Below are 25499 nucleotides of genomic sequence, written 5' to 3'. Positions count from 1 at the left end.
CGATCGTCGTCGAAATCGTTGGGGGAACTCGTCCATTTTCAGACGCAGATCGAAGTGGAGCAACGTGGTCTCGCATGACCAGGCCAGCGGCAAACCCGCCCACGATCGCCGCCAATTCAACGGCCTGCGCTAACCAAGCGAATCCGAAGGTGAATGCCAAAGCAAAAAACTCGCGGCCATTCTGCCTATCGAGCGATTGAAACAACTTCGCGCCACGAGCCGCGAGCTTTTCGCCGAAGATCAGAGTGAGGAAGACAAAAAGCAATGCCGTTCCGCTGGTTTGCGCAATCAACCAAGGGTCAACATCGCCACTCGTCGCGATGCGCGACACGATGGCCAATAGCACCAATCCAAGCACATCGTCGATCACGGCAGCACCCAAAATGATTTCGGATTCGTGTCGGTCCATGGCCCGCAAATCTTTCAAAACGCTTGCCGTGATGCCAACGCTTGTTGCGCTAAGCGTTGCCGCCAGAAAGAGATGCCCGGCAAGCGACATCTGAACATGCAAGGCGACACAGGTGCCATATGCCAATGCGAACGGTGCAACGACACCAATGATCGCGACCAGCACGGCCCGTCCGCCGACACGTTTCATCTTGGCGACACTGGTTTCCAGTCCGGCAGAAAACAACAGCAAGATGGCACCAAGCTCGGCCAACGCTGCAAAGATCGTCGCGACATGGGTTGCCACCGGTGCCGTCTCGACAAGCCTCTCCGCCGACTCGGGATTCATCAAGACCGAAAAGAGCGGCGACCCGAACCAGAATCCAATGTTCCCGACAATCACGCCCAATAACAGCTCCCCCAAAACCGACGGTTGCTCCAGCCAATCACACAGCCACCGCATCGCCATGAGCGCGAGCAGTAAGAAGGCTAATAGCAACAGCAAGAGTGAAAGTTCGCTCAATCTCAGGTTCTCATCATTCGGGGTCGATCATTTGATGCGTCCTTCGGCCAAATTCTTCGCAAAGGTTTTCAACAAAGTGAAACTGGCGCAATTGTGACGGCCCGATTGAATACCCTGCCCCCGTTCCCGCACAGCTGGTCATTTTGCATGGTTCTGTCGCGATAACGCTCCGAATACTGAATCTAACGGAATGCAAACATTAACGAAGGGAATCGTGATGCGCGGATACATATCGGCATTGATGCTTGGGATGCTTACTGCGGGGATAAGTCTCGCTCAGCAGCCGATGAGCGACTACGACATGCAGATCATGCCGGAGGATGTCTACGTCGCAACTGATATAGTGTCAGGTCCACCGGCTGTTTCATTGCCGGAACTTGAGGCTTGGGCGCTTGCCAATAATCCCACGCTGGTTCAAGCAACCGCCCAAGTGCGCGCCGCCAGCGGTGCGGCGTATCAAGCGGGGCTCTACCTGAATCCCATTGTCGGGTACGAGCTACAGAACGATGCGATCGGAAACGCTCGCGACGAAACGTGGAACGGTGGATTCGTTTCGCAGGAATTCGTGACTGGTGGAAAACTGCGACTAAGCCGCGCGAAATGGTGCCAACGGGTGAAGATTGCCGAGACCAACATGGGTGCCCAACGGCAACGGGTGATCAACGATGTTCGGGCACAGTTTTACCGAACACTGGCAGCGCAAAGGTTGGTCGAAATTCATCGAGAGATGGTGGCCAATGGAGAAGACAACCTGCGGACGCGTGAAGAAATGCTAAACCTCGGGCAAACCAATCAACCGGGACTGTTGCGTGCTCAGGTCGAGCTTCAGCGTGATCGTTTGAATCTACAGCAAGCTGAATACGAATTCTCACACGCGTGGCGGACTTTGACGTCATTGGCGGGTGTTCCAGACCAGGTACAAACGGCAGTACAGGGCTATCTGCTCCCTGGCGAAGAACCGCTCGACTGGGAATCGGCGTTTGCACAACTGCTGGCATCGAGTCCTGAAATGGAAGCGGCGTGGCAAAAAATCCAACACGACAAGATTGCCATCAAGCGCGAGCAGGCCGAACCGATTCCGAACGTTATCGCGAGCGTAAGGAGCATTCGTAGCCCCGTCGCCGATACGACGGAAACATCCTTTTCGCTTGGAATCCCGCTACCGGTTTTTGATCGAAATCAAGGAACCGTGCGGCAAGCGCGAGCTGACTTGATGCAGTCCCACGCGGAAGCTCGACGCTTGGAACTCGAACTGCGTACCCGCCTGGCCACGCAATTTCGGGCTTATCAAACCGCGTGGCAAAATGTCCAACAGTATGAGACGACCATGCTGCCTAAAGCGAAGCAGTCTTATGATCTGCTGCACGAGAGTTACAAGGCACGTCGAGCGGCTTGGCCCGATGTCCTAATGGCTCAACGCTTTTATCTTGGCTTACGTGTTGAACAAGTCAGCAACCTTGTGATGTATCGTGAAAGTGATGTTGCGATTCGAGGAATGCTGCTCACTGGCGGATTGGCGATTCCACCAAGTCCAGTCAGCGGCGGCCATATTGACGCTGTGCCAAAGCCGCGGTAACTGCCGCCATCGGTCGGCAACTCCGGTCGGCAACTTCCATACACTGAATCAACAAAACACGCGAAGGGATTAGCTATGAGTAAGAATGAAGAACGCCGGAACTTTCTCGCACAAGGCGCCGCTGCGACCGCCGGCCTTTTTGCTGCCGGAGCCGTCTCTGGCCAAGAGCCAACCGTTCCCAGTCAGATGAAGATGAATCACGCCGATCACGAAAGCGGTGGTGGGTTCCCGCGCATGAAGGCTGGACTGGGTGGACCCATCGGCAGCCCGACCGATCGTGGAAAACTTGTTCCTGGATACCGCGATCCAAACTTGCCAGCGGTTGAAGTGATTGCACCCGACTTGCAAAAGATGACCGGAAAGATAGTCCGTGGAGCCCGCGAATTTCATCTTCGGGCAACGCCGGCGCGACGCGAGCTGCTACCCGGAATTTGGATGGATGCCTATGGCTACAACGACCTCTTTCCGGGGCCGGTCCTGGAGATGACGCAGGGCGAACGCGTACGGATCGTATTTCGCAACGACTTACCAGAAGAGACGACGCTGCATCCTCACGGACTCGAATTGCCAGTCAGCATGGACGGCATCCCGGCCGTGACACAGGACTACGTCAAGCCCGGTGAAACGTTCGTGTATGAATTTGACGTGCACCAGGAAGGCAGCTACTTCTTGCACCCGCATGTTGCGATGCAAGAAGCCGTTGGTATGGTCGTGCCATTCATTATCCACCCGAAGGTCGCACACACACCTGCTGTTGACCGCGACTTCGTTTTGGTCGCACAGCAATTCTCGATCCTGCCCAACGCAACGATCCCCAACTCCAACGCAATGGACTGGAACTTTCTGACACTCAACGGTCGCAGCGGACCCTACACCACTCCACTCGTTTGCAAGTTGGGCGAACGGGTCCGCATCCGATTCATCAATTTCAGCACATTGCACCAGCATCCGATGCATTTGCATGGCCACACGTTTTGGATCACCGGGACCGAAGGAGGCCGAATTCCCGATTCAGCATGGATTCCCAGCAACAATGTCGTCGTAGGCGTATCTCAGTCCCGCGATGTTGAGTTCATCGCGAACAATCCTGGTGACTGGGTGCTTCATTGCCACATGTTCCATCACATGATGAACCACATGACTTCCCAGGTAGGCCCGATCATTCGGCAAAAGGAAAATGATCCTGGCTTCCAAGTTCCCGGCTATCCACAAATCATGAAAGGTATGTCCAGCATGAAGATGGAGGGCATGGACGGCATGAAAACGACGCCAGAGGGCGACAATGAGTACGCCATGAAAATGACCATGGAGGACATGAAAAAGATCACGTCTCGCCGAGAAACGCATGGGATGCGAGACGGCTGGTACAAAGGCGTCAAAGGTCTTTTCTCGGTTCTGCGCGTATTGCCGCCGGAACTGTACGACAAATTGATGAACACTGACGAGCCGATTCCTCCGAACACCAGCACACCTTGGGGTCCGCACGGGAAGAACATGCCGATGCACGGTATGCATCAGTCATGACGCCACTTTCAATGCTCAACAGAACCGTCGCTTGCGGAGGCGTTTGCCTTACTGCCAATTGACAACTGTTTCTGGGAGCAAAATTGCCCTCAGCTCAGACGCAAGCTCGGCCGAAGGTTTGTGTGAATAGCCGGCGTCAATCCACAACTCTTCGTCAGCGAAGGCCCAGAGAAACAGCGTGCTAAAGGCTTCTCCGTTTTGGTCCCAGTACGCGGTGGAACCGAACCACTGGTGGTTATCGGGGATGTCTGGATGCCAGAGCCTGATAATCGACTTGCGCATTTCCGGAGTCAGGTAGAAGAAGTCCACGGCATGCCCCAGTTCTAGAATCACAGTGCGCTCCGCCTGCAGGCCGTCGATGGAATTGCTGATCCCAATTTGGCCGCCGGTGGATGCCCATCCCAGCGACCCTTCATCCGTTGGCTCCCAAAAGATGTCAATGGAGCGGAGTCCCGCCCGTTGGAGTCCCGGTCTTAGACGGTCGAACGGGAACGTGCAGCGTGACAGAGCCGTTCTGACTGTGGCCTGTTGGGTCGCTGAACCGGATAGCGAAAAGATCCCATCAACAGGCTGCCCGACCGGTGGCCCGATGGGATTTGAGATCGGCTGTCCAATGGGTCGCCCGGTGGGCGGTGAAATCGGCTGCCCGATAATCGGTGGTCCAAATGGCGGTAGGGTCGGTTGCCCGATTGGCCTTGCACAGCCGCTGCAAAGAAACATCATGTTTATAACAAACACAAAAATCGTCTTTGGGATGTTTCCGCCTATGTCCACGCTTGTCTCCCTTTTTATCCCAGTTTCGCATTGACGAGCGAGTCGGCACCGAAACGCAATCTTAGGCGAACGTACGTGGGCCAACGACCGGGTCTCGCAAGAGTACCAACACTTCAAAACCAAGGCGATGCCGATGTCGAGTTTGTGCTGAATGCGCGGGAGTCTGGGAGACACGGAGTTTTAGCTCTCCCAGACTCCCCATCTCCTGGTCTCCCACTCCCTCAATGATGCTTGTACCAACCGGCCCGCTTGATGTCGTTCCAACTGGTCGTTTGGTGACACTGGTGACACTGCTCGACTCGGGCGTGCGGTTTACCGGCAACGGTCGCTGAGATCATCTTGAAGTGCATCATGTAATGACTCGGCGGCGCTTGGTGGCATTGGTTGCAGTCGGTCGAACTGGTTGAGGGGTGTTTGTATTCGGGGATCGTCCAACGATCGGTCGCGTGGCACTGCGCACAATCGTTTCCGAATAACCCCTGGTGTTGGTCGTCGTTGGAATGACAAGACTTGCAGTCAAGTACCGATTCTTGCAATGTGATTCGGTCATGAGGTGCGTTGGCAAATTTGAGTTTGTCGGCGAGGCCGACTCGGGCCGCTTGCTCCTCACTGCCCGGCTCGGCACCCTCCAGTGCCTTGAGGCCGATGGATGTCAGCAACGAGTGATCCATCTCGGACAATTTGGCATCGTATCCCTGATGTTCCAAATGACATTCCTTGCACGTCCCGACGCTGGCGTGAAATGCGGTCGGTTGCCGTTGCAAGATGGAGTCGTTGTTGGCGTGGCACACGATACATTTGACGGTATCCACACCCATGACCGGCGTATGGCAGGCCTGGCAGTTGTCGCCCAAGTTCGCGTGAGCCGCCGAAAGCGTCCCTGGGTTGACGGAACGATGCAGGGCCGTTGAAACCGATTCGGTTACAGTCGTTGGGATCAGGCCCATCACATAGGTCACTGAAATCACGGTCGTGATGACAGCGAAGATGATTAGATTGCGTTTCATAAAGACCGTTTACTATTCAAACCACCGCAAGCCGAAGTAGACCGCGTAGTACACGTGGACCAACATCAGTCCATACAGAACGAAGGAAATCACAATGTGAAACTTCAGCCACTTCCCGAACCATTTTTTAAAATCCTCGTGAGTCGCGATTGCGTACTCGACATCCGCGATCGACTCGGCAAGCCGAACCAATGTCAGCGCGTCACGAGTTGCCCTGCGAGACTCTTGTTGCGGTTCGGCCAGAAAGAAGCTCGCTGATAAACGGGAAAAGAAGCCCGCAAACGGGCGAAGGCTTTGAGCGGTCACGGGGTCCGAGCCCAATTCGACGACGGCTTGGTCGTACGCGGTTTCCAAATCGGACAACATCGCCTTTTTCGCCTTGATCTCCTTGGCGAATCCCGACATCAGGTAGCGACCGATGAAACCACTGACAACGACCAACAAGGTCATGGCGGTCAACGCAATTCCGAGCGGACTCTCATACTTGTGGCCGCTGTGAAGGATCACCAAAATCGGCCCCAGAACGCCCGCGTAGATGTGCCAAGCCAACAACGTGCGCATGGAGACATGCTTGGTAACCGCTTGCTTCAGCTTCTTGTTGCGTTTGACGATCAAGTAGGCCAAGGGAACCAGCATCAGTATCGCACCAGACACACCAAGCACACCGCCCCAAAAGCTTCCGGCGAAGCGATGCGAATGGTGCAGTGGGAAGCCGAGCCAAGCGAAAAGCATGAGCATGACTAACCCGGTGACGACTATTTTTTCGCGTTCTTTCATGCCTAAGCCTCCACGCTCACATCCTGCTTCGCTTTCGCCTGACACGCTAAAATCATCCCGGCTTGCTTGTCCTCCGGTTCCAGTCCGTCATCGACCTCCATCGAAACGTCTCCTGAGAGCAGCTTCACGCGACATTCGCCGCAAGTGCCAACGCGACACGAGTAGTCAATGTCGACACCCATTCGCTCGGACGCTTCGAGGATCGTTTCTTCTTGCCCCATTGCAGTGGACTTATTCGACGTGACAAAAGTTACCTTGGCCCCCGTCGCTGCGTGCTTGCGAGCTTTTGGCTTCTCGACGACTTTTGCTTTCGGCTTTTGAGCCGAACCGAAATTCTCGGAATGGATGTTCTCTGCAGAGACCCCCAAATCAGACAGCATTGCCTTGGTCGCTTCCATCATTGCAGGCGCACCGCAAATGTGGATGCGCTTCGACGCGATGTCCGGAACCCATTCGGCTAGCCTTTCTTTAGTCAGCCGACCGCTTGTGTACCCGTTAGCGTCTTTTTCAATCCGACTCATTGCTACATGGACATGCAAATTGTCGAACTCGTCTTGGAGTCGTTTGAGTTCGGATTCAAAGATGAAGTGCTCAGGATCACGACAAGCTGCGATGAAATGAATTTCACCCGGCCAAGCCATGTCGGTCAGCGCGCGAGTGATGCTCATCATCGGCGTGATCCCGACGCCTCCGGAGATTAACACAATATTGTCTGATTCTTTTCCAGAGAATATGAATCGCCCACTGGGTGCTTTGACCTCCAGCGTATCGCCGACGTTCACGTGATCGTGAAGATAACGCGAGCCAGCACCATTGTCTTCGCGTTTAACGGTGACTTCGCAGTAGTAGCCCTGCGTGGGCGAAGACGAAATCGTGTAGCTGCGTTTGATCGGTTTTTCGGCAACAGGCAAGGTGAACGTTAGGAATTGGCCGGGCAAGTAACTGAAAGGAATGCCGCCACCGTGACAGGCTACCAAACGAAAGGTTTTAACATCGTCGGTTTCCTGAATGATCTTAGCGACGCGCAAGCGGCAGAGTTTTTTCTTGGCCACCGGAAGCAAGCCACCGGTGTCGATTTCCAATGCGGCTGTCTCGGTTTCGCAGCCATCGTCCGTGTCGCAGCAGTCGCTGGCGGAAGGTGGGGAGACACGGAGAGGGGGAGACACGGAGACATTCTCGTCACCTTTGGCTTCAGGCTCCTTCTCTCCCGACTCCTTGGCTCCTTGTCTGCTAACTCCCGGACTCCCAGACTCCCCCTCTGCTCCACTCCCAGCTCCTCCACCAGCCACGGCGAGCTTCTCGAGCAACGTGGCCGCGCGGCGCATTTTGAAGAAGTACATCCAGATCATCACGGCAGCGAAAAGGATCAAGATTGCCATGATGATTGAGTGAAAAGGTGTCATTCCCCAGAGCATCGCGTTGGACGATGCGATCGGAGCAGCGTCGCTCAGGTTCATCTCGTTCTTGAACCATTGCAGCGCAACATTTCGTGGCGCTTTGCCTTCACGCAGCGCCCGATGCGCAGCCAAACCACTCTCAAAATCGCCGAGGCCTTCGCGGATTTTGTCGGTGGCAGCCTGCATTGCTGCGAAGTCATCGCTTCCGGCGGAACCCGCGAGTTCGTCAAAGCCTTCACTGAGCACTCGCGTGCCAGCGATCATCCGTTGGTGGGCCTCTTGTTCGAGTTCGCCGCGTCGCTCCATCGGCAGGTCGGGCAGTTCCATCAGCGATGGATAGAGGTCTTTGGGTTTGGGCGCACCCATCTTTTCCATCATGCCACCCATACCGCCACCACCCATCATGCCGCCGCCGTCTTTGCCGCCACCCATCATTCCTCCACCACCACCCATCATGCCCGGCCCGGCACCTTCGGGCGGCCCGCCTTTCCCCATGCCGCCCATTCCTTTCGGACCTTTCCCCATCCCCGAATCGGCTCCGCCGGCGGCGGCCTCTTCCGGGTGATGGCTGGCGTGCTCTTCAGGCGAAATCTGGGCGCTGGCTTCAAGGGGTGCCAGAGCTATCAGTACGAGCGCGAGTACTGGGATGCTGCTCAATTTCATTCCTGTTATCCCTTGATGAATCAGTGCATGCAGGCTGCAACACAACGGGGCAGCCAGGATCGTCAGAACGCAGACCGCCATATGTCTTTGGATGCTCCCAACGTCGCTTAACTTCACGCTTCCCTGGAGTTTTCACGGCTTGCCAGCAAAATCCGACGTGGCCAGTAAACCAAGAGCATGCCATTAAAGGAGAATCATCTGCCCTGAATGAAGAACAGCGTGGCAGAGAGCACCAAAAGGGTTGGAGACGCGAACACCTTGTTGGCGTCAACCGTTTGCTTACGCTTTACTCAAGGAGAGCCGTGATGAAGACTCCAATCCGTGCATTGCTCGTTGTTTTCGCACTTCTGTTTACGCTTCCGACCGCCTCGGCGGACCAGTCTGATTCGTACTGGCCGGGGAAGTCGGATGACTATGGTTTCCCCGTCGACCCGCCTCCCAATTATCGACAACGATTCAGAGTGAGTTTCATGCAACCACGCATGCAGCCACGCATGCGACCGCCGACGCGACGCTATACGGTCTTGCCCCGACAGGTTCAGCGAAACAGCATCGCGGTTGGTGTGCCCTCGATTGCGTCGCCCTATATCGCGGCCAGCTACCGAGCTTCGACTTGCAGTCGGTGAACTTTCTGCTCTATCGCGTGACGCAAATTCAGGATTTGCATGCAAGTCCATCTCCACGTGTATCTGGTGTGCAGGAGAACCGTTTGCAATTTTCAAGATGGTCGTGAAGGATTCGTTTTCTCGTGCATCTGATTAAGCGTCCTGTTGGATGAAATTTGCTTGCTCGATACTTCACGGCCAGGCCGTGGCACTGCAGATATTCGGTGATGGAAAAAGAACATAAAGTTTCCTGTTACTGCGAAGAAACCTTTCACGACCTGCATCTAAACATGTGAACTGGTCGTAGAGAGGATGGTGAACCTACGGAGATCACGGTTGATCCATGAACGCAATGCCCTTCACGCTCATGAAATTTGCAGCATTGATTGCCGCTGTCGTGTTTTCCGTTCAACCGGTTCAGCGATCGACGTGCCGATGCCAGCATTGCCCTCAACGTGCCAGCGTCACTGTTGAATCCAGCGATCAATCTTGCTGTGACGAGATGGCTTGCTTTGATGGCATGGAGTCGGGCAATTGCTGCTGCAGCGACGGCCCTGTCGCACCTGGCAAGCATTGCCCCTGTGGTTGTCAGCAGGTGCCGACTGATCAAGGTATCGAGCCACAATCTGAATTGCCGCAGTTCGACACAACGGTCGGTCAAACGATGGCGTGGCTTCCATCATCAGTCACGAATTCTCAGCCGTCATCAACCCAGAGTGTTTTCTCGACAGCTGGCGTCTCTCTGTGCATTGCGCTTTGCCGGTTTCGTTTGTAGCGTAAGGATCGCGAAGGCTTCGGTCTTAAACACCGATTGGCGTTCGCAATCTTGATTCTTTGCCAAGACCAGTCGATCTGACCGGTCAATCTGACCACTCCGATTCGTAGCGCACGCGGGCACGAATTGCCTTCGGCATGGACGAAAAGCGTGGTCTACAAATTGATCCCAACAAACCAAACGAATTCATGGATGGAATAACGATGCTGATGCAAGAAATGACCTGCTCCAATCAAGCGACCGTACTCGGCGACGAACACGACAACGTGCATTTGGTCGGCTGCCCGACATGCGGTCGCGCGGCGAAAGTGAGAACACAGTGGCTCGACACCGAACTCGCTTGCGGGCACTGTTCGGCAACCTTTGTCGTCAGCGAGTTGATGGATGGCGGCAAGCTTGCCCGATCCACTGGCGTGGATAAGCGTCAGCCCAAAACCGAACAGCCGATCCTCAAGTTGGACGGTCACGGACGATCAAAGGCAAGGCCCGAGACGCAAACAAAAGCGAAGGCTGGTAACCAAAGCCGCCGACCGGTCGCGTTCCTGATTGAGCCGCGCGACGAGGTCCATGCACGGTTGGCAGGCGATCTGGTCGAGGCTGGCTTTCGAGTGGTACGAGCGATCACGGTGACCGATGCCTTGAAAGCGTGCGGAAAATATCGCCCACGTTTAGTCCTGGCCAACATTTTGTTGTCTGAGCGAAAGGCGTGGCAGATGGCTCCCAAGCTGGCAATGCTCGACAGCGACACGAGCGTGTGGTTGTACGATCACGCGATCGAGGTTCACGACTACGCGATGGCCGACTTTTTGGGCATCGAGCAATTGATCGAATACGGCGGCGACGTATTCCGGTTGTCCTCGCACGTCCGTCAATCGCTGAGCATTCTTTACAGCGAGAAGACTACCGCCGAACGTTCTTCCGTTGCCTAGCGATTTCCAAACGACCTGTCGGTGCGAGCATCTCTGCTCGCGTTCCAAAAAACAGAACTTTGGAGACGAAAGAATGTTAATACTATCACGCAAACCTAGTGAGTCAATTTGCTTGCCGGGAACGAACACGACGATTACGATCCGTCGATCAAGCGGTGGATGAGTCGTACTTGCGATCGACGCACCACGCGAAGTCACGATCTTGCGAGGCGAGTTGACCGGATTCGATGATGCCGCCGAGCCGTCCGACGACACGCACGCACAACCGCCTGCGCAATTGCATCCGCGATGAAGAGGATCGTGAGCCAAGCCAGTCAATAGGCCCACATGCAATACCGGTTCGACCGTTATGTAGAGGGAAGTGGACGAAAATGCACCTTAATCGTAAACAAATCATTTGGATGGGGCGATCGCATGCGCGTCTGCATTCATGAGTGTCCTAGCATCGCGATCGGTTCGGGTTATCACGGAACTTTCGCGTTCATTGGCGACACCATTCAATCAGGCGATGCAGCGCTGTTAAACAAGATGGTCGGCTACTGGTATCCGTGGGGGTTAGCCGTCATCGCGGGCTACTGCATTTTGTGCATGTTCTTGCTGGTATTGATCCTGTCCCAGAAAACGTTGTTCCCCGCTTGGTGTGCGTTACGGACACCCTTGCCGATCATGGTGCTGGGGGCGTTGGTGGTGGCTATTTTTGTCGCTTCGCTCGACCGCAGGCTAATGGCTGAAACGCCTTCGGCGTGCAGAAACTTGTGGTTAATCAACGGCTCGTAACCTCGTCCAGCACAGATAACCCTAATGTTTTTCGCTGTCCGAGACCACTCGATTTGAGTGTCCATCAGTTCTTCGGCGACCGTGCCAACAGATTGGATGAAGGTAATATGGTCGTCGATTGCTCCGAGGTGACTCTAGAGCAAACCCATCTGTTTCCGTTGGCTCAACGAAAAACGATTGTCGATGTATCGTGCTATCGCTTTGGAGAGTATTTTTTGCATCGTCGTTTCATCGTACTCAAGTTGCCGTGTTAGCTCTCTGGACCGCTTGCCGATCACGTACGCAATCGTATCGCGGCATTCGTGATACTCGGCCGTTCGTTCCACTTGTCGGCTATGAGTTCTCTCAAGCGAATTCTTGATATCGGGATACTTGTCGAGATAACTCTCTGTGATGAGGTCAACGAGAGTGCGATTGAAAAATCCGTTTCCATATCGAGTTTCGGTGGCTCCTAATTCGTCCCGAAGTCGAATCGCAAATCGGTTGGCCTCCGATTCTAAATCCTTGGATCTCACTCTCAGGTCAATCAACTCCTCGTTAATCTCCGCGTCCCATGGGAATACGGATATTGGTTTGTCGCCGCCGACCTCCCAAATTGAAAGCTGGTATCCATCCAATCCAAATATTTCCTCCTCATTGCGAACATCAACCTCGAATTTTTGCCCCTGTTCAATTGCAGCAACAAGTCTGGCAAGCAACGGATGGCTTGCGGATGCTGTCACAGAAGAAGGCTTGGGTTGGTTCATTGTCTATGTCTTTTAAGTATGAATTTTCGCAGCGACAGGATTGTTGCGGATCATGGACGACAACAGGAAGTCAGCGGCATTGCGGCATGCGATCACACGACTCTTCTCAATGATACGGTTGCGGTTCGCATCAGCAAAGTCGCAAATGCCTTTGACGACGCACCAGATCGGGTGCTTCGTCACGCCGAGCAGTCCGATTCCCTCCATCTCACCTCCAACGATTTGGTGGTCTCCAGGGGGGACAAGTCGCAGTAACTCGTCTCGAAATGCTGATGAATGCACAATGGCCGCTCCGGATAGAATCGCCCCAAAGTGTACATTGTAGTCGGAGGCTGGATTCTCAATCCTGAACTGACGTAAAGCATTGACGGTTTTCGTTGCGGCATTCATACGTGCCGCTGATTCGTAGCTCACCAGGTATCCGCTTTCGGACGAAGCGTCGCGGTAGTGCCGGTGGTCATACGGGATTACGTCCGTCGAGACAAGGACATCACCGATCTGCTGTGTTGACTCGTCCACCCCGAACGCCATGCCGAGCTGAATGACAGATGTTGCACCGGTGGCTTTTTGGAAACGAGATGCTACCTCTGCCGATCCACCGAACCCAAGTGGTCCCATGCGCCTTGATCGCACGGCGATCACGTTTTCAAATCCTATCAATCCCAAGTTGTAGTAGCTGCCCAGGAATGCGTGACTTTGTTTCTCAAATGGAATTCCAAGGCGTTTGCATTGCTCCGACAATGCGTCAGTCTCGGACGATACCGCTGTCAGAATCAGCGTATCGCAGAGCGGGAAATCAGGGTTGGGTTCAGAAGCTTCGGACATTTCCGACAATGTAGATAAGAAATGAGCTAGAACCAACAGGGAGTAATCTCAACTTTGGCTCTTCAACTCTAAAGATACCGCACCACCGCTCATTGATCGCTTATTGCGTCTGAATTTCCAGCCATGCCAAGTACGTGGGATTCGATAACGCCACCACAAGTGCGTCCACGGTGAGGGGCACGTTTACGCTATCCTCGTCGCACACGTTTCAGCGTGGTCATCAAATCAAGAAAGATGAACCACGCGATGGCTCCGATAGCCAAGCCAATGATGTCTTCGATAAAGCAACCCATACGGGGTGTGCGGTTGGGCAACCAAATTTGAACCAGCTCACTGATGGCGGCAAGCGACGTGAGCAAGCCAGCATGCACCATGAACGGCAGCCGCAACTGCGACGCCGCCACCAAGAGTGCGAGGCCCGCAAACAGGCCAACATGCAATCCGGGTTCGACCGTTTTGTATGCGGAAACGAACTGCGGATCATCAACAAACTTCACCGGATTGCCGACGAACAGCAGCACGAACGAAAGCCCAACCAAATAGAGTCCACTGACCATGCGAGCCAGTGGGATGATCGCCTGCATCACGAACCTTTCTAACGTCCGCAACCCGAGTACGCTCGTCGATGCAGAATCCGACGCGGGGCGACGTAAGTCGTCCGGTAGGCTGAGTACGACGGGTAATAGCTGGAATACGAACTTGGGTAGTAGCTGTCGTAGCCAAACCCTCCGTAGCCAATACCGCTATAGCCAACCCCGTATCCCAGACCGATTCCGTAGTACGCGGCTCCGTGGCCGTAGCCACCGTATCCATGGCCGTACCCGTGACCACCGTACCCATGGCCACCATACCCGTGGCTGTAACCACCGTGACCACCGAAACCGTGCCCGCCGCCTCCGATATGCCCGCCCCCGCCATGGCCCCCACCACCATGGCCTCCGCTCGCCATGGCTGTTGAGGAGAGCATGAACGCGCTGGTCAAAATTGCGAGACCTGCAAACAGTTTCAATTTGGATGTATTCGTCATCGTTCATTGCCTTATCGAGTGGGAGGATACCAATCCCCAGCGAAACATCGCTTGGATGGAGATTGGCAATGAAGCAGTCCGTGCGACTGCTTCGTGTTGTGAGAATTAGATGCGAGTTTCACGCCATTCCTTCACCAAACCTTCTTGCTTCGTCCGATCCTGCCGCAAAGACTCCGATCATCCGGATCGAACCGATCGTTCGGGGCCGTTTTACCGCTCGGAGCGATAGTGGGCATCGGTGCATCGGCGGGCGGATTGGAGGCATTGCAGCAATTGTTCGACAAGCTGCCCCCGGACACTGACCTCGCGTTTGTTGTCGTTCAACATTTTTCGTCAGACTTCAAAAGTCTGATGGATGAGATTCCGGCGAACCTAGTTGAAGACTCGTTCGCACTCTCGTGCCAGCATCAATTCCTCGTTCGATTCGATGACGAGGATTCTGCCCTTCGTGCCAGTCGTCGAGACATCCATATCACTTGTGACCGCGGCGTTTGCGATCGGGTCGAGTTCGAGCCCTAGAAAAGCAAGTCGCGCACACGCTGCGGCGCGGATCGTTGCGGAATGCTGACCGACACCGCCTGTGAAAATTAAGGCATCGAGACCGCCCAACGTCGCCGCCATCGCTCCAATACCTTGGCGGAGTCGATGAACATAAATTGCAATCGCAAGTTTCGCCCGCTCGTTACCAGCTTCTGCGGCCTGCAATACGGTTCGCATGTCCGACGAGACGCCGGAGACTCCGATAAGCCCAGACTCTCGATTGAGCGCATGATCAAGTTGATTTGCGGAGAAGTGATTCTCTCGAAGTAAATGACACAATAGTCCTGGGTCAACGGACCCGCTACGAGTCGCCATCATTAGACCCTCAAGAGGCGTGAAACCCATCGTCGTGTCAATCGACTTGCCATCGCGAATAGCCGCTAACGACGCGCCGTGTCCAAGATGTGCGATGACAACACGTAGACCGAGCGAAGGTCGATCCAGTATCTGTGCAGCCCGTTGGGAACAGTACGCATGACTCAGCCCGTGGAATCCAAAGCGACGCAGGCCCCACTGGTCTGACCATGCTTGCGGTATCGCGTACGTATACGCTTCTGGAGCGAGCGTCGAATGAAAGGCCGTGTCAAATACGGCCACATGTGGGAGGTTGGGGAATACTTCTCGTGCCGCAACGATTCCTTCGAGGCAGCTTGGGTTGTGCAGCGGTGCCAAAGGGGTCAATTCGTGCAAGGCGTCTTCAACCTCAGCCGTCACCAGCACGGGTTGTGTAAAACGAGTTCCCCCATGGACGACTCGATGAGCGACCGCTGCAATCACTTCGTTTGTGTTGACTCGGAGATCGGCTGCGACTCGACCAATTGCGGGCTTCACGTCCGACCAACCGACCTCGCTGAGAACGGCTGGCGATTCGGTTGATGTGAATGTGTAGCGAGTTGGCTCGCTTGCCCAATCGGTGTGACTGCTGGCATGAGTGTGGCCGTCAGCTGTCTCGATCAAACTGCACTTCAGGCTGCTGGAGCCGACATTGATCGTCAGTACATTCACCCCTTCCACTTCCAATCCTGAATTTCCGGCATGTCCTCGCCGTGAGTCTCGATGTAGTGCTTGTGTTCGATGAGTTTGTCTCGCAACGCCTGTTTGATGTAAGCCCCTTCCGATCCGATTGTTTGGGCACGATCGACGACATCTCCGGCCAAGTGGAATCGGTCCAATTCGTTGAGCACCACCATGTCAAACGAAGTTGTTGTGGTTCCCTCCTCTTTGTAGCCTCGCACATGCAAATTTCGATGGTTTGTACGGCGATACGTCAGTCGATGAATCAGCCATGGATAGCCGTGGAATGCAAAAATGATCGGCTTGTCAGTCGTAAACAGCAGGTCAAAGTCTTTGTCGCTTAGTCCATGTGGGTGTTCGGATTGCGGTTGCAATTTCATCAAGTTCACGACATTGATGACTCGGATTTTTAGATCGGGAACGTGCTCTCTGAGCAATTCCACTGCTGCCAAGGTTTCCAATGTTGGCACGTCACCACAGCAAGCCATCACAACGTCGGGTTCACTGCCCTGATCGTTGCTCGCCCAATCCCAAATCCCCAGGCCCGCCGAGCAATGCTTCACCGCCGCGTCCATGGTCAACCATTGCGGTGACGGTTGCTTTCCAGCCACGATCACGTTGACGTAGTTGCGACTGCGCAGGCAGTGGTCCGTGACACTCAGCAAGGTATTTGCGTCGGGCGGCAAGTAGACCCGGATGATCTCTGCCTTTTTGTTGACGATATGGTCGATAAATCCAGGGTCTTGATGGCTGAACCCATTGTGATCCTGTCGCCAGACGTGTGACGTGAGCAGATAGTTCAAGCTGGCAATTGGTTGTCGCCAAGGAATGTGGCGACAGACCTTCAACCACTTCGCATGTTGATTGAACATCGAGTCAACGATGTGAATGAACGCTTCATAACAGGAAAAGAATCCGTGGCGACCAGTCAGCAAGTAGCCTTCCAGCCAGCCCTGGCACTGATGTTCACTGAGCATTTCCATCACGCGACCATCGGGCGAAACGTGATCGTCTGTCGGTAGGATTTGGGCTGTCGAACAACGGTCGGTCACGTCGAAAACCGCGCTCCAACGATTCGATGCTGTTTCATCAGGACTGAACACACGGAAGTTTTTTGCGTCCAAATTCAGCTTCATGCATTCGCTGATGAATTGCCCCTGCACACGCGTCGCTTCCGCCATGACACTGCCGGGACGCGAAACGTCCACCGCGAACTCTCGGAAATCAGGCACGCGAAGATCTCGGAGCAGCGTGCCGCCATTGGCGTGAGGATTCGCGCCCATCCGTCGATCACCCTTCGGTGCTAAGTCCGCAATCTGAGATCGTAGCCGACCGGTATCATCGAAGAGTTCATCGGGCTTGTATGACCACATCCAAGATGCGAGCAATTGGACGTGCGCAGGATTCTCTGCCATCTTCCCCATCGGCACTTGGTGAGAACGCCAAGAGTCTTCGACTTGGTTGCCGTCCACTTCCGGGGGACAGGTCCAGCCTTTTGGCGTCCGCAGCACAATCATTGGCCAGCGCGGTCGTGAATGAAAACCATTCTCGCGAGCGTCTTGCTGAATCTGACGAATTTCCGCGAACACCTTGTCAAACGTCGCCGCCATCAATTGGTGCATGTCTTCCGGATCGCTGCCTTCAACAAAGCAGGGCGTGTATCCGTACCCGCGAAACAGTTGTTCCAGCTCTTCGCGGCTGATGCGAGACAAGACGGTTGGGCCGGCGATCTTGTAGCCGTTGAGATGCAAGATCGGGAGCACGGCACCATCACACACCGGATTAAGGAATTTGTTGGAGTGCCAACTCGTCGCCAGTGGTCCCGTCTCGGCTTCACCGTCGCCAATCACGCAAGACACGATCAGATCAGGATTGTCGAACGCGGCTCCGTACGCATGTGACAAGGCGTAGCCAAGCTCGCCGCCCTCGTGAATCGAGCCTGGCGTTTCGGGGGCGACGTGGCTCGGAATTCCACCCGGAAATGAGAACTGTTTGAAAAGCCGTCGCAATCCATCTTCGTCTTGCGAAATATCCGAGTACCGTTCGCTGTAGGTGCCTTCGAGATAGGTGTTCGCGACCAGGCCCGGGCCACCGTGACCGGGACCGGTTACATAGAGCACATTGAGGTCGTGTTCCTTGATGACCCGATTGAGATGAACGTAGATGAGATTGAGACCAGGTGTCGTGCCCCAGTGGCCGAGCAATCTGGGTTTGATGTGTTCGATCTGCAGCGGCACCTTTAGCAGCGGATTGTCGAACAGATAGATTTGACCCACGGACAGGTAGTTCGCGGCTCGCCAGTAGGCGTCCATGCGCTGAAGTTGTTCGTCCGTGAGAGGTGAACCTAAGCTCTTGTCTGAAGTCATGATATCGGCTGCACTGTCGGTTGAGTCGAAAAGAATGTGTTTGTGCCTTGAGACTCGATGGCTTCGCCGATGCGATTCAGGGCGTGAGCGTAAGCCGCCGTGCGCATGTCAATCTGGTTCGCGGCCATCAACTCATAAATGAGGTTGAATTCTCGCTTCATGATCTGACTGAGTCGCTCGTGAACTTCCTCGACCGTCCAGTAATATCCGGCTCTATTTTGTGTCCACTCGAAATAGCTGACCGTCACACCACCGGCGTTCGCCAGAATGTCTGGAACGATGAGCGTTCCCTTTGCGTTGAAAACTTCGTCCGCTGACGTCGTCGTGGGACCATTGGCGACCTCGACAATTACCGGTGCGATGACTCGATCGGCGTTCTCGGCAGTGAGTTGATTCTCGAGGGCAGCGGGAATGAGGATATCGACATCAAGCTCCAATAGTTCCTTGTTGGTGATTACTTTACCGGTGCCTGCATCGTCGGGTTGGCAATGGCACTCGACACAACCGCATTCGGGGCAGTCACAGACACTTCGCGAGGCATAGACTTCCGACATGTCCTGACGTTGCTGCTTCAATTCAATGGCGCGGGGTATGTCCAAGCCTTCGTCGCGGAAGATGCCACCTCGCGAATCACTGATCGCGACGATTCGGTAACCGTCGGCGTGCAGTAGCCGAGCAACGTGTTGGCCCGCGTTTCCAAAACCTTGCACGGCGACGCGAACTTCTGGTGGACTCCACACTTTCAGACGCTCCAGTTCCTTGATGCAGTAGTACGCTCCACGCCCTGTGGCATCATCGCGACCCAAGCTACCACCCAGCGGTATCGGTTTGCCGGTGATCACGGTTGGAGTGCGGCATCGTTGAATGTTGGAGTATTCATCCATCATCCAGCCCATGATCATGGCATTGGTGTAGACATCGGGGGCAGGAATATCCGTTTCAGGTCCGATAAAGTCGGCAACACGCTGGATGAACCCGCGACTGAGTCTCTCCAATTCAAGCCGCGACAACTCTTTCGGATTCACGATGATGCCTCCCTTGCCGCCACCAAAGGGAATCCCGGCGACCGCGCACTTGCACGTCATCCAAAAGGCGAGCGCTTTGACTTCGCCTAGGTGGACGTCGGGATGAAATCGAATGCCACCCTTGGTCGGCCCACGCGTGTCATCGTGACGGACTCGGTATCCCTGAAACACGCGCAGCGAACCGTCATCCATCCTCAGGGGGATGGATACTTGAAGCATCGACTTGGGATACCGCAATCGCTCCAACGCCTCGGGTCCGATGCTTGAAAATTCAGCAGCATGATCAAGACGACCAATCGCGTTTTCAAATATTTCTTCATCGGCTTGCTGGTTGTTCACAGCGGCATCCTTCGATCGTTTGGGGTTGCGTTTAGTCGATGCCGTTGATTGATAAGTTGTGATGTTTACACCGTCGGCATTTACTTTAAGAACTTGATCCGGCCTGAATCCAGTTGATAGACCGCACTGACAATTTTCACTTCGCCGGTACCGAGTATCCTTTTGACATAGGGGGCCTGGCGAAGCTTGCTCGCCGAAGCCCGCGCGTTCGCTTCGACCGCGGCGGCAAGACGCCCGGCGGGTGACAAGGCCGGGTCAACGGAAGCAATGGCGGGACGGATATGATCGAGTAGGTCTCGCAGTTCCGGGGGTTCGCTTCTCGTTTGACTTGGTGGTTCAAGTGCGGCTGTTACGGCACCGCAATTTTGATGTCCCAAGACCACAATCAGTTTATTGTCGAGATGTTCGATGGCGTATTGAACGCTGGCGATGACATCAGGCGCGGCAACGTTGCCCGCCACGCGAACGACAAATAATGCGTCGTAACCTTGGTCGAACAACAGTTCGGGCGGGACACGGGAATCACTGCACCCCAGTACAGTAGCAAACGGCTTCTGAATGGAAAGAAATCGCTCGCGCCAGTCATTGAGGTCGTGTCCGTGAACCGAACTGCCATTGATGCATCGCTGATTTCCTGCCTGCAATTTTTCTAACGCGTCGGCTGCAGTGACCGTCGAATTCGCTATCTCGCCGTACGCTTCTCCGGAACGTAAAGTGAAGCCGCTCGTGGCCGCCATCCCAATCGCCGTTGTCAGAAATTGGCGACGAGCATTCGTTCTACTTTTTCGCTGCATAGGATATCTCCCAGACGATCGTTTTTGTAACGCTGTCACTCTGCCGGCATGCTGTCCGTAGGGCTTGCCATTCCGACTAGCGTTTGCCGTTGTTCTTTAGTCAACACTTCGGCTGCTTCGCCAACCGATCGGATGAACGCGATGCGTTTGTCGGCTTGCAGTTTGGCGATCTCTCGTGCTTTCGCTTCGATCTTGTTGATGTCGGGTTGGGCTTCGGCGGTCAGTGTCCAGAGTTCTTGCTCGGCTTCTTCGATCTTGCGTTCCGCAGTGGCCGTTGCCAGCAGGGCGGCTTCCTTGAGTTGGTTGAGCTTGAGTTGTTGTTCGTGCGACAGGGTGATGTGCTGTGGATGGTCCAGAAAGAATCCGGTCTCACCGATGTGGTACAGGTGCGACGCGCCGGCAAAGCCAGGCAGGGCGGAAGGCATGCTCATGCTTCCCATCGAGCCCATTCCATTCATGGATGATTTCATGGCGGGGTTGCGACCCATCATCCCCATGCCTTTCATCATTCCCATTCCCATTCCCATTCCACCAGACATGCCGCCCATGCCAGACATCATTCCCATGCCACCGGACTTCCCTTTCATTCCCATTCCCATGCCGCCCATTCCCCCGGACGACATCGACGAGTCGGTCGTGTCTTGGTTCATGCCGCCCATCCCTTTCATCATTCCCGTTTTCATTCCACCCATTTTCATATCGCCCATGCCCTTCATTCCGCCCATGCCTGCGGAGTCAGAACCAGAAGACGGATCGGCGGCACCCTTATCCATGGTCATATTCGACATCGCACCGGGCTTCGCGTCCGTCCCATAGCGAGTCGTATGTTGCGATTGCAGGGTTGTTTCGAGGTCGGCCACTTTTTTTCGCAGTGCTTGAAGTTGTGTAGCAAGGTCGCCGTCCGCAGTTTCTGAAGCGGCTGGGTGAGCGCCATGCGGATCGGTTTTGGTTTGTGCAAACAACGATGGAGCGAACAAAACGAGGCTGCTGGCGATCAAAGCGGCGGAAACGGTCGGTTTGCCGAACGGTGATATGAATTTCATGGGGAAATCCCTTGGTGGTTTAAGTAGGAATGAAGAAAGCAGCGAAGGTTGGCAGTTCATCTGCCGCCCTTGATACCCTGGCGGGGTAAGTTAGAATCTGTCGGATGAATGGCAAGAACGATCCACTTGGCGACGAATCACCAAGCGGATCGCGACTTTCAAAACAATTCGCTTCGATGAAACGCAATGTCCTGGACGCTCTCACTCACCGCTTTTCGCTGGCGTTTCGCCTTCGGTGGTGGAGTCGTGCTTCATCGCGTCATGGGCGGCGTCCTCGTGGCCCATCGTCTTCATCAGCTTGGCGTGGTCTTTGGCGATTTGGTCAAGCGTGGCAGTGATTTTTGTCGACATGTCGCCGCAGACCTTTCCGTCGGGCGAGTCTTTGCAGCATTCGGCGTGCAGCATTTCCTGCGTGTCGGCCGCCTTGGACAGCTTCGTTTCGATCGCCTTGACCTGCTCGACGACCTGCGGGTTGCTCGCGTTTTGGTCGCGAATGACCACCATCTCTCGCTGAATACTCTGGATTTGGTTGCCGAGCAGTTGCGATTCCGCTTGAGTGACCTGCGGCTGGATCACCGGGGCTTGAGTCGCGTATCGCTGGATACTTTGCGAGTAGTTCCGGGCGTGCTGAATGTTGCGGGAAGCTCGCTGGTTGGCCCAAAATCCGCTGCCCGGGCGTTGCCGTCGTTCGGCTGTCGATCGAATTTTGCTCTGTGCCAAGACGGGTTGCGGAACAAGGGAGGTGGCGGCGAACATGACTGCCAAACCAAGAACCAACTTACCGACGTGTTTCGTGGACATCTGTTTTCCTTATTGAGGAGAGGGGAGAATTCTTTGTTGAGGTCGTTTCCTCAATCGGGTAATTGGATGCTGGCTCGATTCGGGTTCTTCACGAAATTTCCGCAGAATTGTGATGGCAAGGGCGTCCGTTTACACACGTCGTCCGAACTCCGCTCAACCCACGACGTCACGGAGACACTGTTTGAATAGTCACCAGCGTGACCAACCTGCGTTCAACAACTCCGCCGCGATGGATCAAGACTTCACGCAGCAGATGGTGGATGCTTGCATTGCGGGCGACCAGGACGCGATGCGGATGCTATACGAGCGTTGTAGCCAGCGCGTGTACGCGCAGATGGTCCGCATGGTCGGCGTTCAGGATGCGGACGACGCGACGCAGCAAGTATTCATCCACCTGTTCCGCAAGTTGGATAAATTCGATGGTCGGTCGAAGTTGGAGACTTGGGTCTACCGCCTGGCTAGCAACGAAGCCTTGCAGTTCATTCGTTCCAGGTCTCGTCACTCGACGGACTCGTTGCTCGATGATCCCACGGGGAATTCGGACGACATGAGAGAGCAGACAGAGCAAGCTGAAATGCTGGACGTTGCGTTGTCAAAGATCAACCCAGAGCTGAGGGTCGTCTTGGTGCTCAAGGAGCAAGAGGATTTGTCATACCGCGAGATCGCCGACGCGGTCGGCATTCCAGAAGGCACGGTCGGTTCGAGGTTGAACCGTGCTCGTGCCGATCTGCGTGAAGCCTTGCTGCAGCTTGGTTGGGAATGAGCGAGAATTGAAGATTGGCGACTGAAGATTGCAGATTGAAAAAAAGACTACCTGGAAATCAATCTTCGTTCGTCAATCTTCAATCAATACGGACAGCCGACCGTGCGATCAATCTGGGCGATCACGCCGGCCAGGGACGCGTTGATGCGAGCAAGCTGCGTCTCAAACATCAATAGTTCGCGATACGTTTCAATCAAGGTGAAAAAGTCGGTACGTTCGCCACGATAGTCTGCGATCGCTAACTTCAACGTGTCTTCGGTTCTTGGAATGATGCGATCTTCATAGATGTCGGTTTGCTCGACGAGTGAGTCGGCTTGAGCAAGCAAACGACGCAGACGACCATAAATTTCGTCACGCTCGGCTTCCAGGCGTTGTTGCGTGCTGCTTGTTCGTCGTGAAGCTTCACGAACACCGGCATTGATCTTCTCACGCCAAATCGGAAGCGTGGTTCCGAACGTGATACTGAGATTGTCATTGCCGTTGGCCACGGGACTGATCACGTCGTGATTGTCACTGACAATTCCCCAGTTCAGTCCAACCATAAAGTCGGGGTATTGCTGCAAACAAGCGAGCCGTTGTTTCTGGCGATCACGCTGAATCTCTGCGGCCAAACCTCGCAGGCTCGGGTTGCATTGTTCGGCTTGAGAGATCAAAGCGTCCAGTTGCATGGGAGCGTCGGCAATGCCGAGTTCCTCGGTCGCTTGCGGCAACAAAGACACGGGTTGCTGCAACAACGCGGCGAGGTCGGCCTGTGACATTTCCAACTGCTTGGTGAGTTGTACGATCTGATCATCGAGTCGGTCGATTTCCAACTGCGCGCGAAGCACGTCCTGCTGGGTTCCGCCGCTGCGATAGCGAGCCTCGGCTACCTTGGCGAGGTCGTCCACCAGGTCGCGAGATTCTTCAATGATCGCAATCGCACGGGTCGCGTACCAGACTTCGTAATAGGACAAGCGAACCGATTCAGTGATCTTCCGTTCGATGCGTTCCACCTCGGCTTGGGCAATCTGGGCTTCGCGGCTGACGATTGCTCCCTTCGTCCGCAACTTGTCTGGGAAAGGAACGCCCTGTTGCAATGACATCTGGTTGGCAATCCGCCCACCCGCGGTTTGCAAGGCGTTGTCGTGTAGCGGCCAGAAAGTGTTATTGAATTGCGGATCGGGCAATGCGGTGACTTGTGGAATCCGTTCCAGTTCCGCCTGAACACGCTGGCGTGCGGCCTGGATGCTGGGGTGAGCCGCCAGGGCCTGAGAGATGAAGTAGTCGACGGGTTGCCCGGTGCTTAGTTGGGAGTTGGGAGTTGAGAGCTGGGAGTCGTTGTCAGCAGTTTCCTCGTCATCGGCGTCCTGCTCACCATCTTCTTCCTCGATTTCAAGCATCTCTCCAAGCGTCTTTGGCTCGTCTTCTTCCTCATCTCCTAGACGCATGGGTGCCGCCAGATCTAGTTGTGCCGCCAGGACGACCTCACCTCTCTGTGGCGGCTGGCCATACCCGACGGTCCGAAAATTCGATTCATTGCTAGCATCCGGAGCTGGCTGCGGGAGTTCGTCACTTAATGACTCTTCGCTGACGGCCGGTCGCGATACGGCCGCGTGCCGCGACCCGTTGGGGCGAACGGGACCGCTGGCACAACCGCCAACGGAGAGCGTGACTAGGGACAAGGCCAGCAAATGACGCTTGCGATTTCGCGAAAACACGGTGCTTTTTCGTATGTACATGACAAACTGGCTCCCTCCAGCTATCCTTTCAAAAGGGAAAGTTCCGTGATGAATCAGATTCGTCTTGAACTTTCTGAGTGTATTTCCGATATACTCCCAATACCGGTCCTAGGTATCTGTTTCGGAAGGTCCACGTGTTTCGCTCGCGTTTAACTCGCACCGTCGTTAATCTTTCACTGATCGTCGCAATGATGATTCAGCCGGGGTTGGCGTTGGTTTTTGCAAGCGATTGTGGAGCCGAGTGTGCCTCCGGCTTCGTGTGCGAAGGCTGTGGCTGCTGCGAAGTTGCTTCTCCGACTGAGAAATGTGGCTGCTGCGATGGCGAACAAGATGGCGACGGTAGTTGCTGCTTGTCGACGTCGGAAGCAGTTGAACATAGTTGGGCCGAACAGGAATGGACCGATGATGAGATGACGGTCGAAGACCTCGCGGCGAGCGAAACGCTCGAACTGCAGGTCATCGTCATCAGCACGACCGATGCGGATGCAGTCGACGAAAGTCAGGCCCGCGAAGTCACGTCGGCTTGTCATTGCGGTATGGAAAGCCAGCCGCTGGGCGACTCCTCGCCTTCGCGTCCCACGATTGAGCGTCGTGACTCGGTGGCGATTCGTTTCGCCGACTTGGCAACCATCTTTGGCGATACCCATGCGAGGCCGCCGCGTCTCCTGCGGGACGGAGCGGCAGACTCGCCAGCACATTTCTCCCAAATCCATCTCTGTATTTGGCGACTGTGATTCTGCCTGCCTGAGCAGTTTCATGCGCGTTCCACAACGCGAGCGTGCAT

General features: G+C 54.9%; 24 protein-coding genes and 1 pseudogene. 8 read left to right on the top strand and 17 right to left on the bottom strand.

The window, feature by feature from the left end; all coding sequences use genetic code 11:
• A partial coding sequence (locus B2R17_RS24575) for a cation:proton antiporter (RefSeq protein ID WP_286766096.1) occupies nucleotides 1-910 on the bottom strand: 910 nt, incomplete at its 3' end.
• A 190-nt stretch (nucleotides 911-1100) separates the two neighbouring features.
• On the opposite strand from B2R17_RS24575, the gene B2R17_RS24570 reads away from it, so the two are divergent.
• Complete coding sequence (locus B2R17_RS24570) at nucleotides 1101-2486, top strand: TolC family protein (RefSeq protein WP_286766095.1); 1386 nt, start codon at nucleotides 1101-1103, stop codon at nucleotides 2484-2486.
• A 75-nt stretch (nucleotides 2487-2561) separates the two neighbouring features.
• A complete protein-coding gene (locus B2R17_RS24565) occupies nucleotides 2562-4010 on the top strand; it encodes a multicopper oxidase family protein (RefSeq protein WP_286766094.1) in 1449 nt (482 codons plus the stop codon).
• Between the two features lie 48 nt (nucleotides 4011-4058).
• On the opposite strand, the gene B2R17_RS24560 is transcribed toward B2R17_RS24565, so the two are convergent.
• The 4 genes from B2R17_RS24560 to B2R17_RS24545 form a co-directional block, all read right to left on the bottom strand.
• Nucleotides 4059-4784 (bottom strand): hypothetical protein, encoded by a 726-nt coding sequence (locus tag B2R17_RS24560; RefSeq protein WP_286766093.1) that lies wholly within the window; start codon nucleotides 4782-4784, stop codon nucleotides 4059-4061.
• A 221-nt stretch (nucleotides 4785-5005) separates the two neighbouring features.
• Nucleotides 5006-5791: a cytochrome c3 family protein gene (locus B2R17_RS24555; RefSeq protein WP_286766092.1), complete on the bottom strand. Its 786-nt coding sequence runs from the start codon at nucleotides 5789-5791 to the stop codon at nucleotides 5006-5008.
• A 12-nt stretch (nucleotides 5792-5803) separates the two neighbouring features.
• Complete coding sequence (locus B2R17_RS24550) at nucleotides 5804-6568, bottom strand: hypothetical protein (RefSeq protein ID WP_286766091.1); 765 nt, start codon at nucleotides 6566-6568, stop codon at nucleotides 5804-5806.
• Between the two features lie 2 nt (nucleotides 6569-6570).
• Nucleotides 6571-8628: a 2Fe-2S iron-sulfur cluster-binding protein gene (locus B2R17_RS24545; protein ID WP_286766090.1), complete on the bottom strand. Its 2058-nt coding sequence runs from the start codon at nucleotides 8626-8628 to the stop codon at nucleotides 6571-6573.
• Between the two features lie 305 nt (nucleotides 8629-8933).
• On the opposite strand from B2R17_RS24545, the gene B2R17_RS24540 reads away from it, so the two are divergent.
• Both B2R17_RS24540 and B2R17_RS24535 read left to right on the top strand, forming a co-directional pair.
• Nucleotides 8934-9254, top strand: coding sequence for a hypothetical protein (locus B2R17_RS24540; protein ID WP_099263845.1), 321 nt, complete (start codon nucleotides 8934-8936; stop codon nucleotides 9252-9254).
• 891 nt (nucleotides 9255-10145) lie between these two features.
• Nucleotides 10146-10937 (top strand): hypothetical protein, encoded by a 792-nt coding sequence (locus tag B2R17_RS24535; protein ID WP_286766089.1) that lies wholly within the window; start codon nucleotides 10146-10148, stop codon nucleotides 10935-10937.
• A 148-nt stretch (nucleotides 10938-11085) separates the two neighbouring features.
• Here B2R17_RS24535 and B2R17_RS24530 read toward each other — a convergent pair whose 3' ends face one another.
• On the bottom strand, nucleotides 11086-11220 hold the full coding sequence (locus B2R17_RS24530) for a hypothetical protein (RefSeq protein ID WP_286766088.1): 135 nt from the start codon (nucleotides 11218-11220) through the stop codon (nucleotides 11086-11088).
• A gap of 44 nt (nucleotides 11221-11264) precedes the next feature.
• Here B2R17_RS24530 and B2R17_RS24525 point away from each other — a divergent pair, with 44 nt between their 5' ends.
• The gene (locus B2R17_RS24525; protein ID WP_286766087.1) at nucleotides 11265-11714 is read left to right on the top strand and encodes a hypothetical protein; all 450 of its coding nucleotides are present in this window, start codon (nucleotides 11265-11267) and stop codon (nucleotides 11712-11714) included.
• A 134-nt stretch (nucleotides 11715-11848) separates the two neighbouring features.
• Here the strand turns inward: B2R17_RS24525 and B2R17_RS24520 are convergent, their stop codons facing one another.
• From B2R17_RS24520 to B2R17_RS24505, 4 genes are all read right to left on the bottom strand, one after another.
• A complete protein-coding gene (locus B2R17_RS24520; RefSeq protein ID WP_286766086.1) occupies nucleotides 11849-12412 on the bottom strand; it encodes a hypothetical protein in 564 nt (187 codons plus the stop codon).
• A gap of 60 nt (nucleotides 12413-12472) precedes the next feature.
• The gene (locus tag B2R17_RS24515; RefSeq protein ID WP_286766085.1) at nucleotides 12473-13285 is read right to left on the bottom strand and encodes a nucleoside phosphorylase-like protein; all 813 of its coding nucleotides are present in this window, start codon (nucleotides 13283-13285) and stop codon (nucleotides 12473-12475) included.
• A 188-nt stretch (nucleotides 13286-13473) separates the two neighbouring features.
• Nucleotides 13474-13869, bottom strand: coding sequence for a hypothetical protein (locus tag B2R17_RS24510; protein WP_286766084.1), 396 nt, complete (start codon nucleotides 13867-13869; stop codon nucleotides 13474-13476).
• A gap of 11 nt (nucleotides 13870-13880) precedes the next feature.
• On the bottom strand, nucleotides 13881-14252 hold the full coding sequence (locus B2R17_RS24505; protein WP_286766083.1) for a hypothetical protein: 372 nt from the start codon (nucleotides 14250-14252) through the stop codon (nucleotides 13881-13883).
• 285 nt (nucleotides 14253-14537) lie between these two features.
• Between B2R17_RS24505 and B2R17_RS24500 the strand changes: the two are divergent.
• A pseudogene (locus B2R17_RS24500) lies at nucleotides 14538-14675 on the top strand (chemotaxis protein CheB); the annotation flags it as partial.
• A 9-nt stretch (nucleotides 14676-14684) separates the two neighbouring features.
• Here B2R17_RS24500 and B2R17_RS24495 read toward each other — a convergent pair.
• The 6 genes from B2R17_RS24495 to B2R17_RS24470 all read right to left on the bottom strand — a co-directional run bounded on the left by B2R17_RS24495 (nucleotide 14685) and on the right by B2R17_RS24470 (nucleotide 22234).
• A complete protein-coding gene (locus tag B2R17_RS24495) occupies nucleotides 14685-15857 on the bottom strand; it encodes an acetate/propionate family kinase (protein WP_286766082.1) in 1173 nt (390 codons plus the stop codon).
• Nucleotides 15854-18232, bottom strand: coding sequence for a phosphoketolase family protein (locus B2R17_RS24490; protein ID WP_286766081.1), 2379 nt, complete (start codon nucleotides 18230-18232; stop codon nucleotides 15854-15856). The genes B2R17_RS24495 and B2R17_RS24490 overlap by 4 nt, the downstream gene beginning before the upstream one ends.
• Entirely contained in the window at nucleotides 18229-19596 is a 1368-nt protein-coding gene (locus tag B2R17_RS24485; RefSeq protein WP_286766080.1) for a Glu/Leu/Phe/Val family dehydrogenase, read from the bottom strand. The genes B2R17_RS24490 and B2R17_RS24485 overlap by 4 nt, the downstream gene beginning before the upstream one ends.
• Before the next feature lie 80 nt (nucleotides 19597-19676).
• Nucleotides 19677-20333, bottom strand: coding sequence for a carbonic anhydrase (locus B2R17_RS24480; RefSeq protein ID WP_286766079.1), 657 nt, complete (start codon nucleotides 20331-20333; stop codon nucleotides 19677-19679).
• Nucleotides 20334-20425: 92 nt separating this feature from the next.
• Nucleotides 20426-21433 carry a periplasmic heavy metal sensor gene (locus B2R17_RS24475; RefSeq protein WP_286766078.1) on the bottom strand — a complete coding sequence of 336 codons (1008 nt, stop codon included), beginning with the start codon at nucleotides 21431-21433 and terminating at the stop codon, nucleotides 20426-20428.
• Nucleotides 21434-21634: 201 nt separating this feature from the next.
• Nucleotides 21635-22234, bottom strand: coding sequence for a hypothetical protein (locus B2R17_RS24470; RefSeq protein WP_286766077.1), 600 nt, complete (start codon nucleotides 22232-22234; stop codon nucleotides 21635-21637).
• 181 nt (nucleotides 22235-22415) lie between these two features.
• On the opposite strand from B2R17_RS24470, the gene B2R17_RS24465 reads away from it, so the two are divergent.
• On the top strand, nucleotides 22416-22997 hold the full coding sequence (locus tag B2R17_RS24465; protein ID WP_286766076.1) for an RNA polymerase sigma factor: 582 nt from the start codon (nucleotides 22416-22418) through the stop codon (nucleotides 22995-22997).
• 83 nt (nucleotides 22998-23080) lie between these two features.
• Here the strand turns inward: B2R17_RS24465 and B2R17_RS24460 are convergent, their stop codons facing one another.
• Entirely contained in the window at nucleotides 23081-24715 is a 1635-nt protein-coding gene (locus B2R17_RS24460) for a TolC family protein (protein ID WP_286766075.1), read from the bottom strand.
• Nucleotides 24716-24849: 134 nt separating this feature from the next.
• On the opposite strand from B2R17_RS24460, the gene B2R17_RS24455 reads away from it, so the two are divergent.
• A complete protein-coding gene (locus tag B2R17_RS24455) occupies nucleotides 24850-25449 on the top strand; it encodes a hypothetical protein (protein ID WP_008657116.1) in 600 nt (199 codons plus the stop codon).
• The last annotated feature ends 50 nt before the right edge of the window (nucleotides 25450-25499 follow it).

The organism is Rhodopirellula sp. UBA1907 (assembly GCF_002337565.1).
Taxonomy (GTDB): Bacteria; Planctomycetota; Planctomycetia; order Pirellulales; family Pirellulaceae; genus Rhodopirellula; species Rhodopirellula europaea.
The sequence above is the reverse complement of the archived record's forward strand: the minus strand, read 5'-3'. Positions and strand labels throughout refer to the sequence as shown.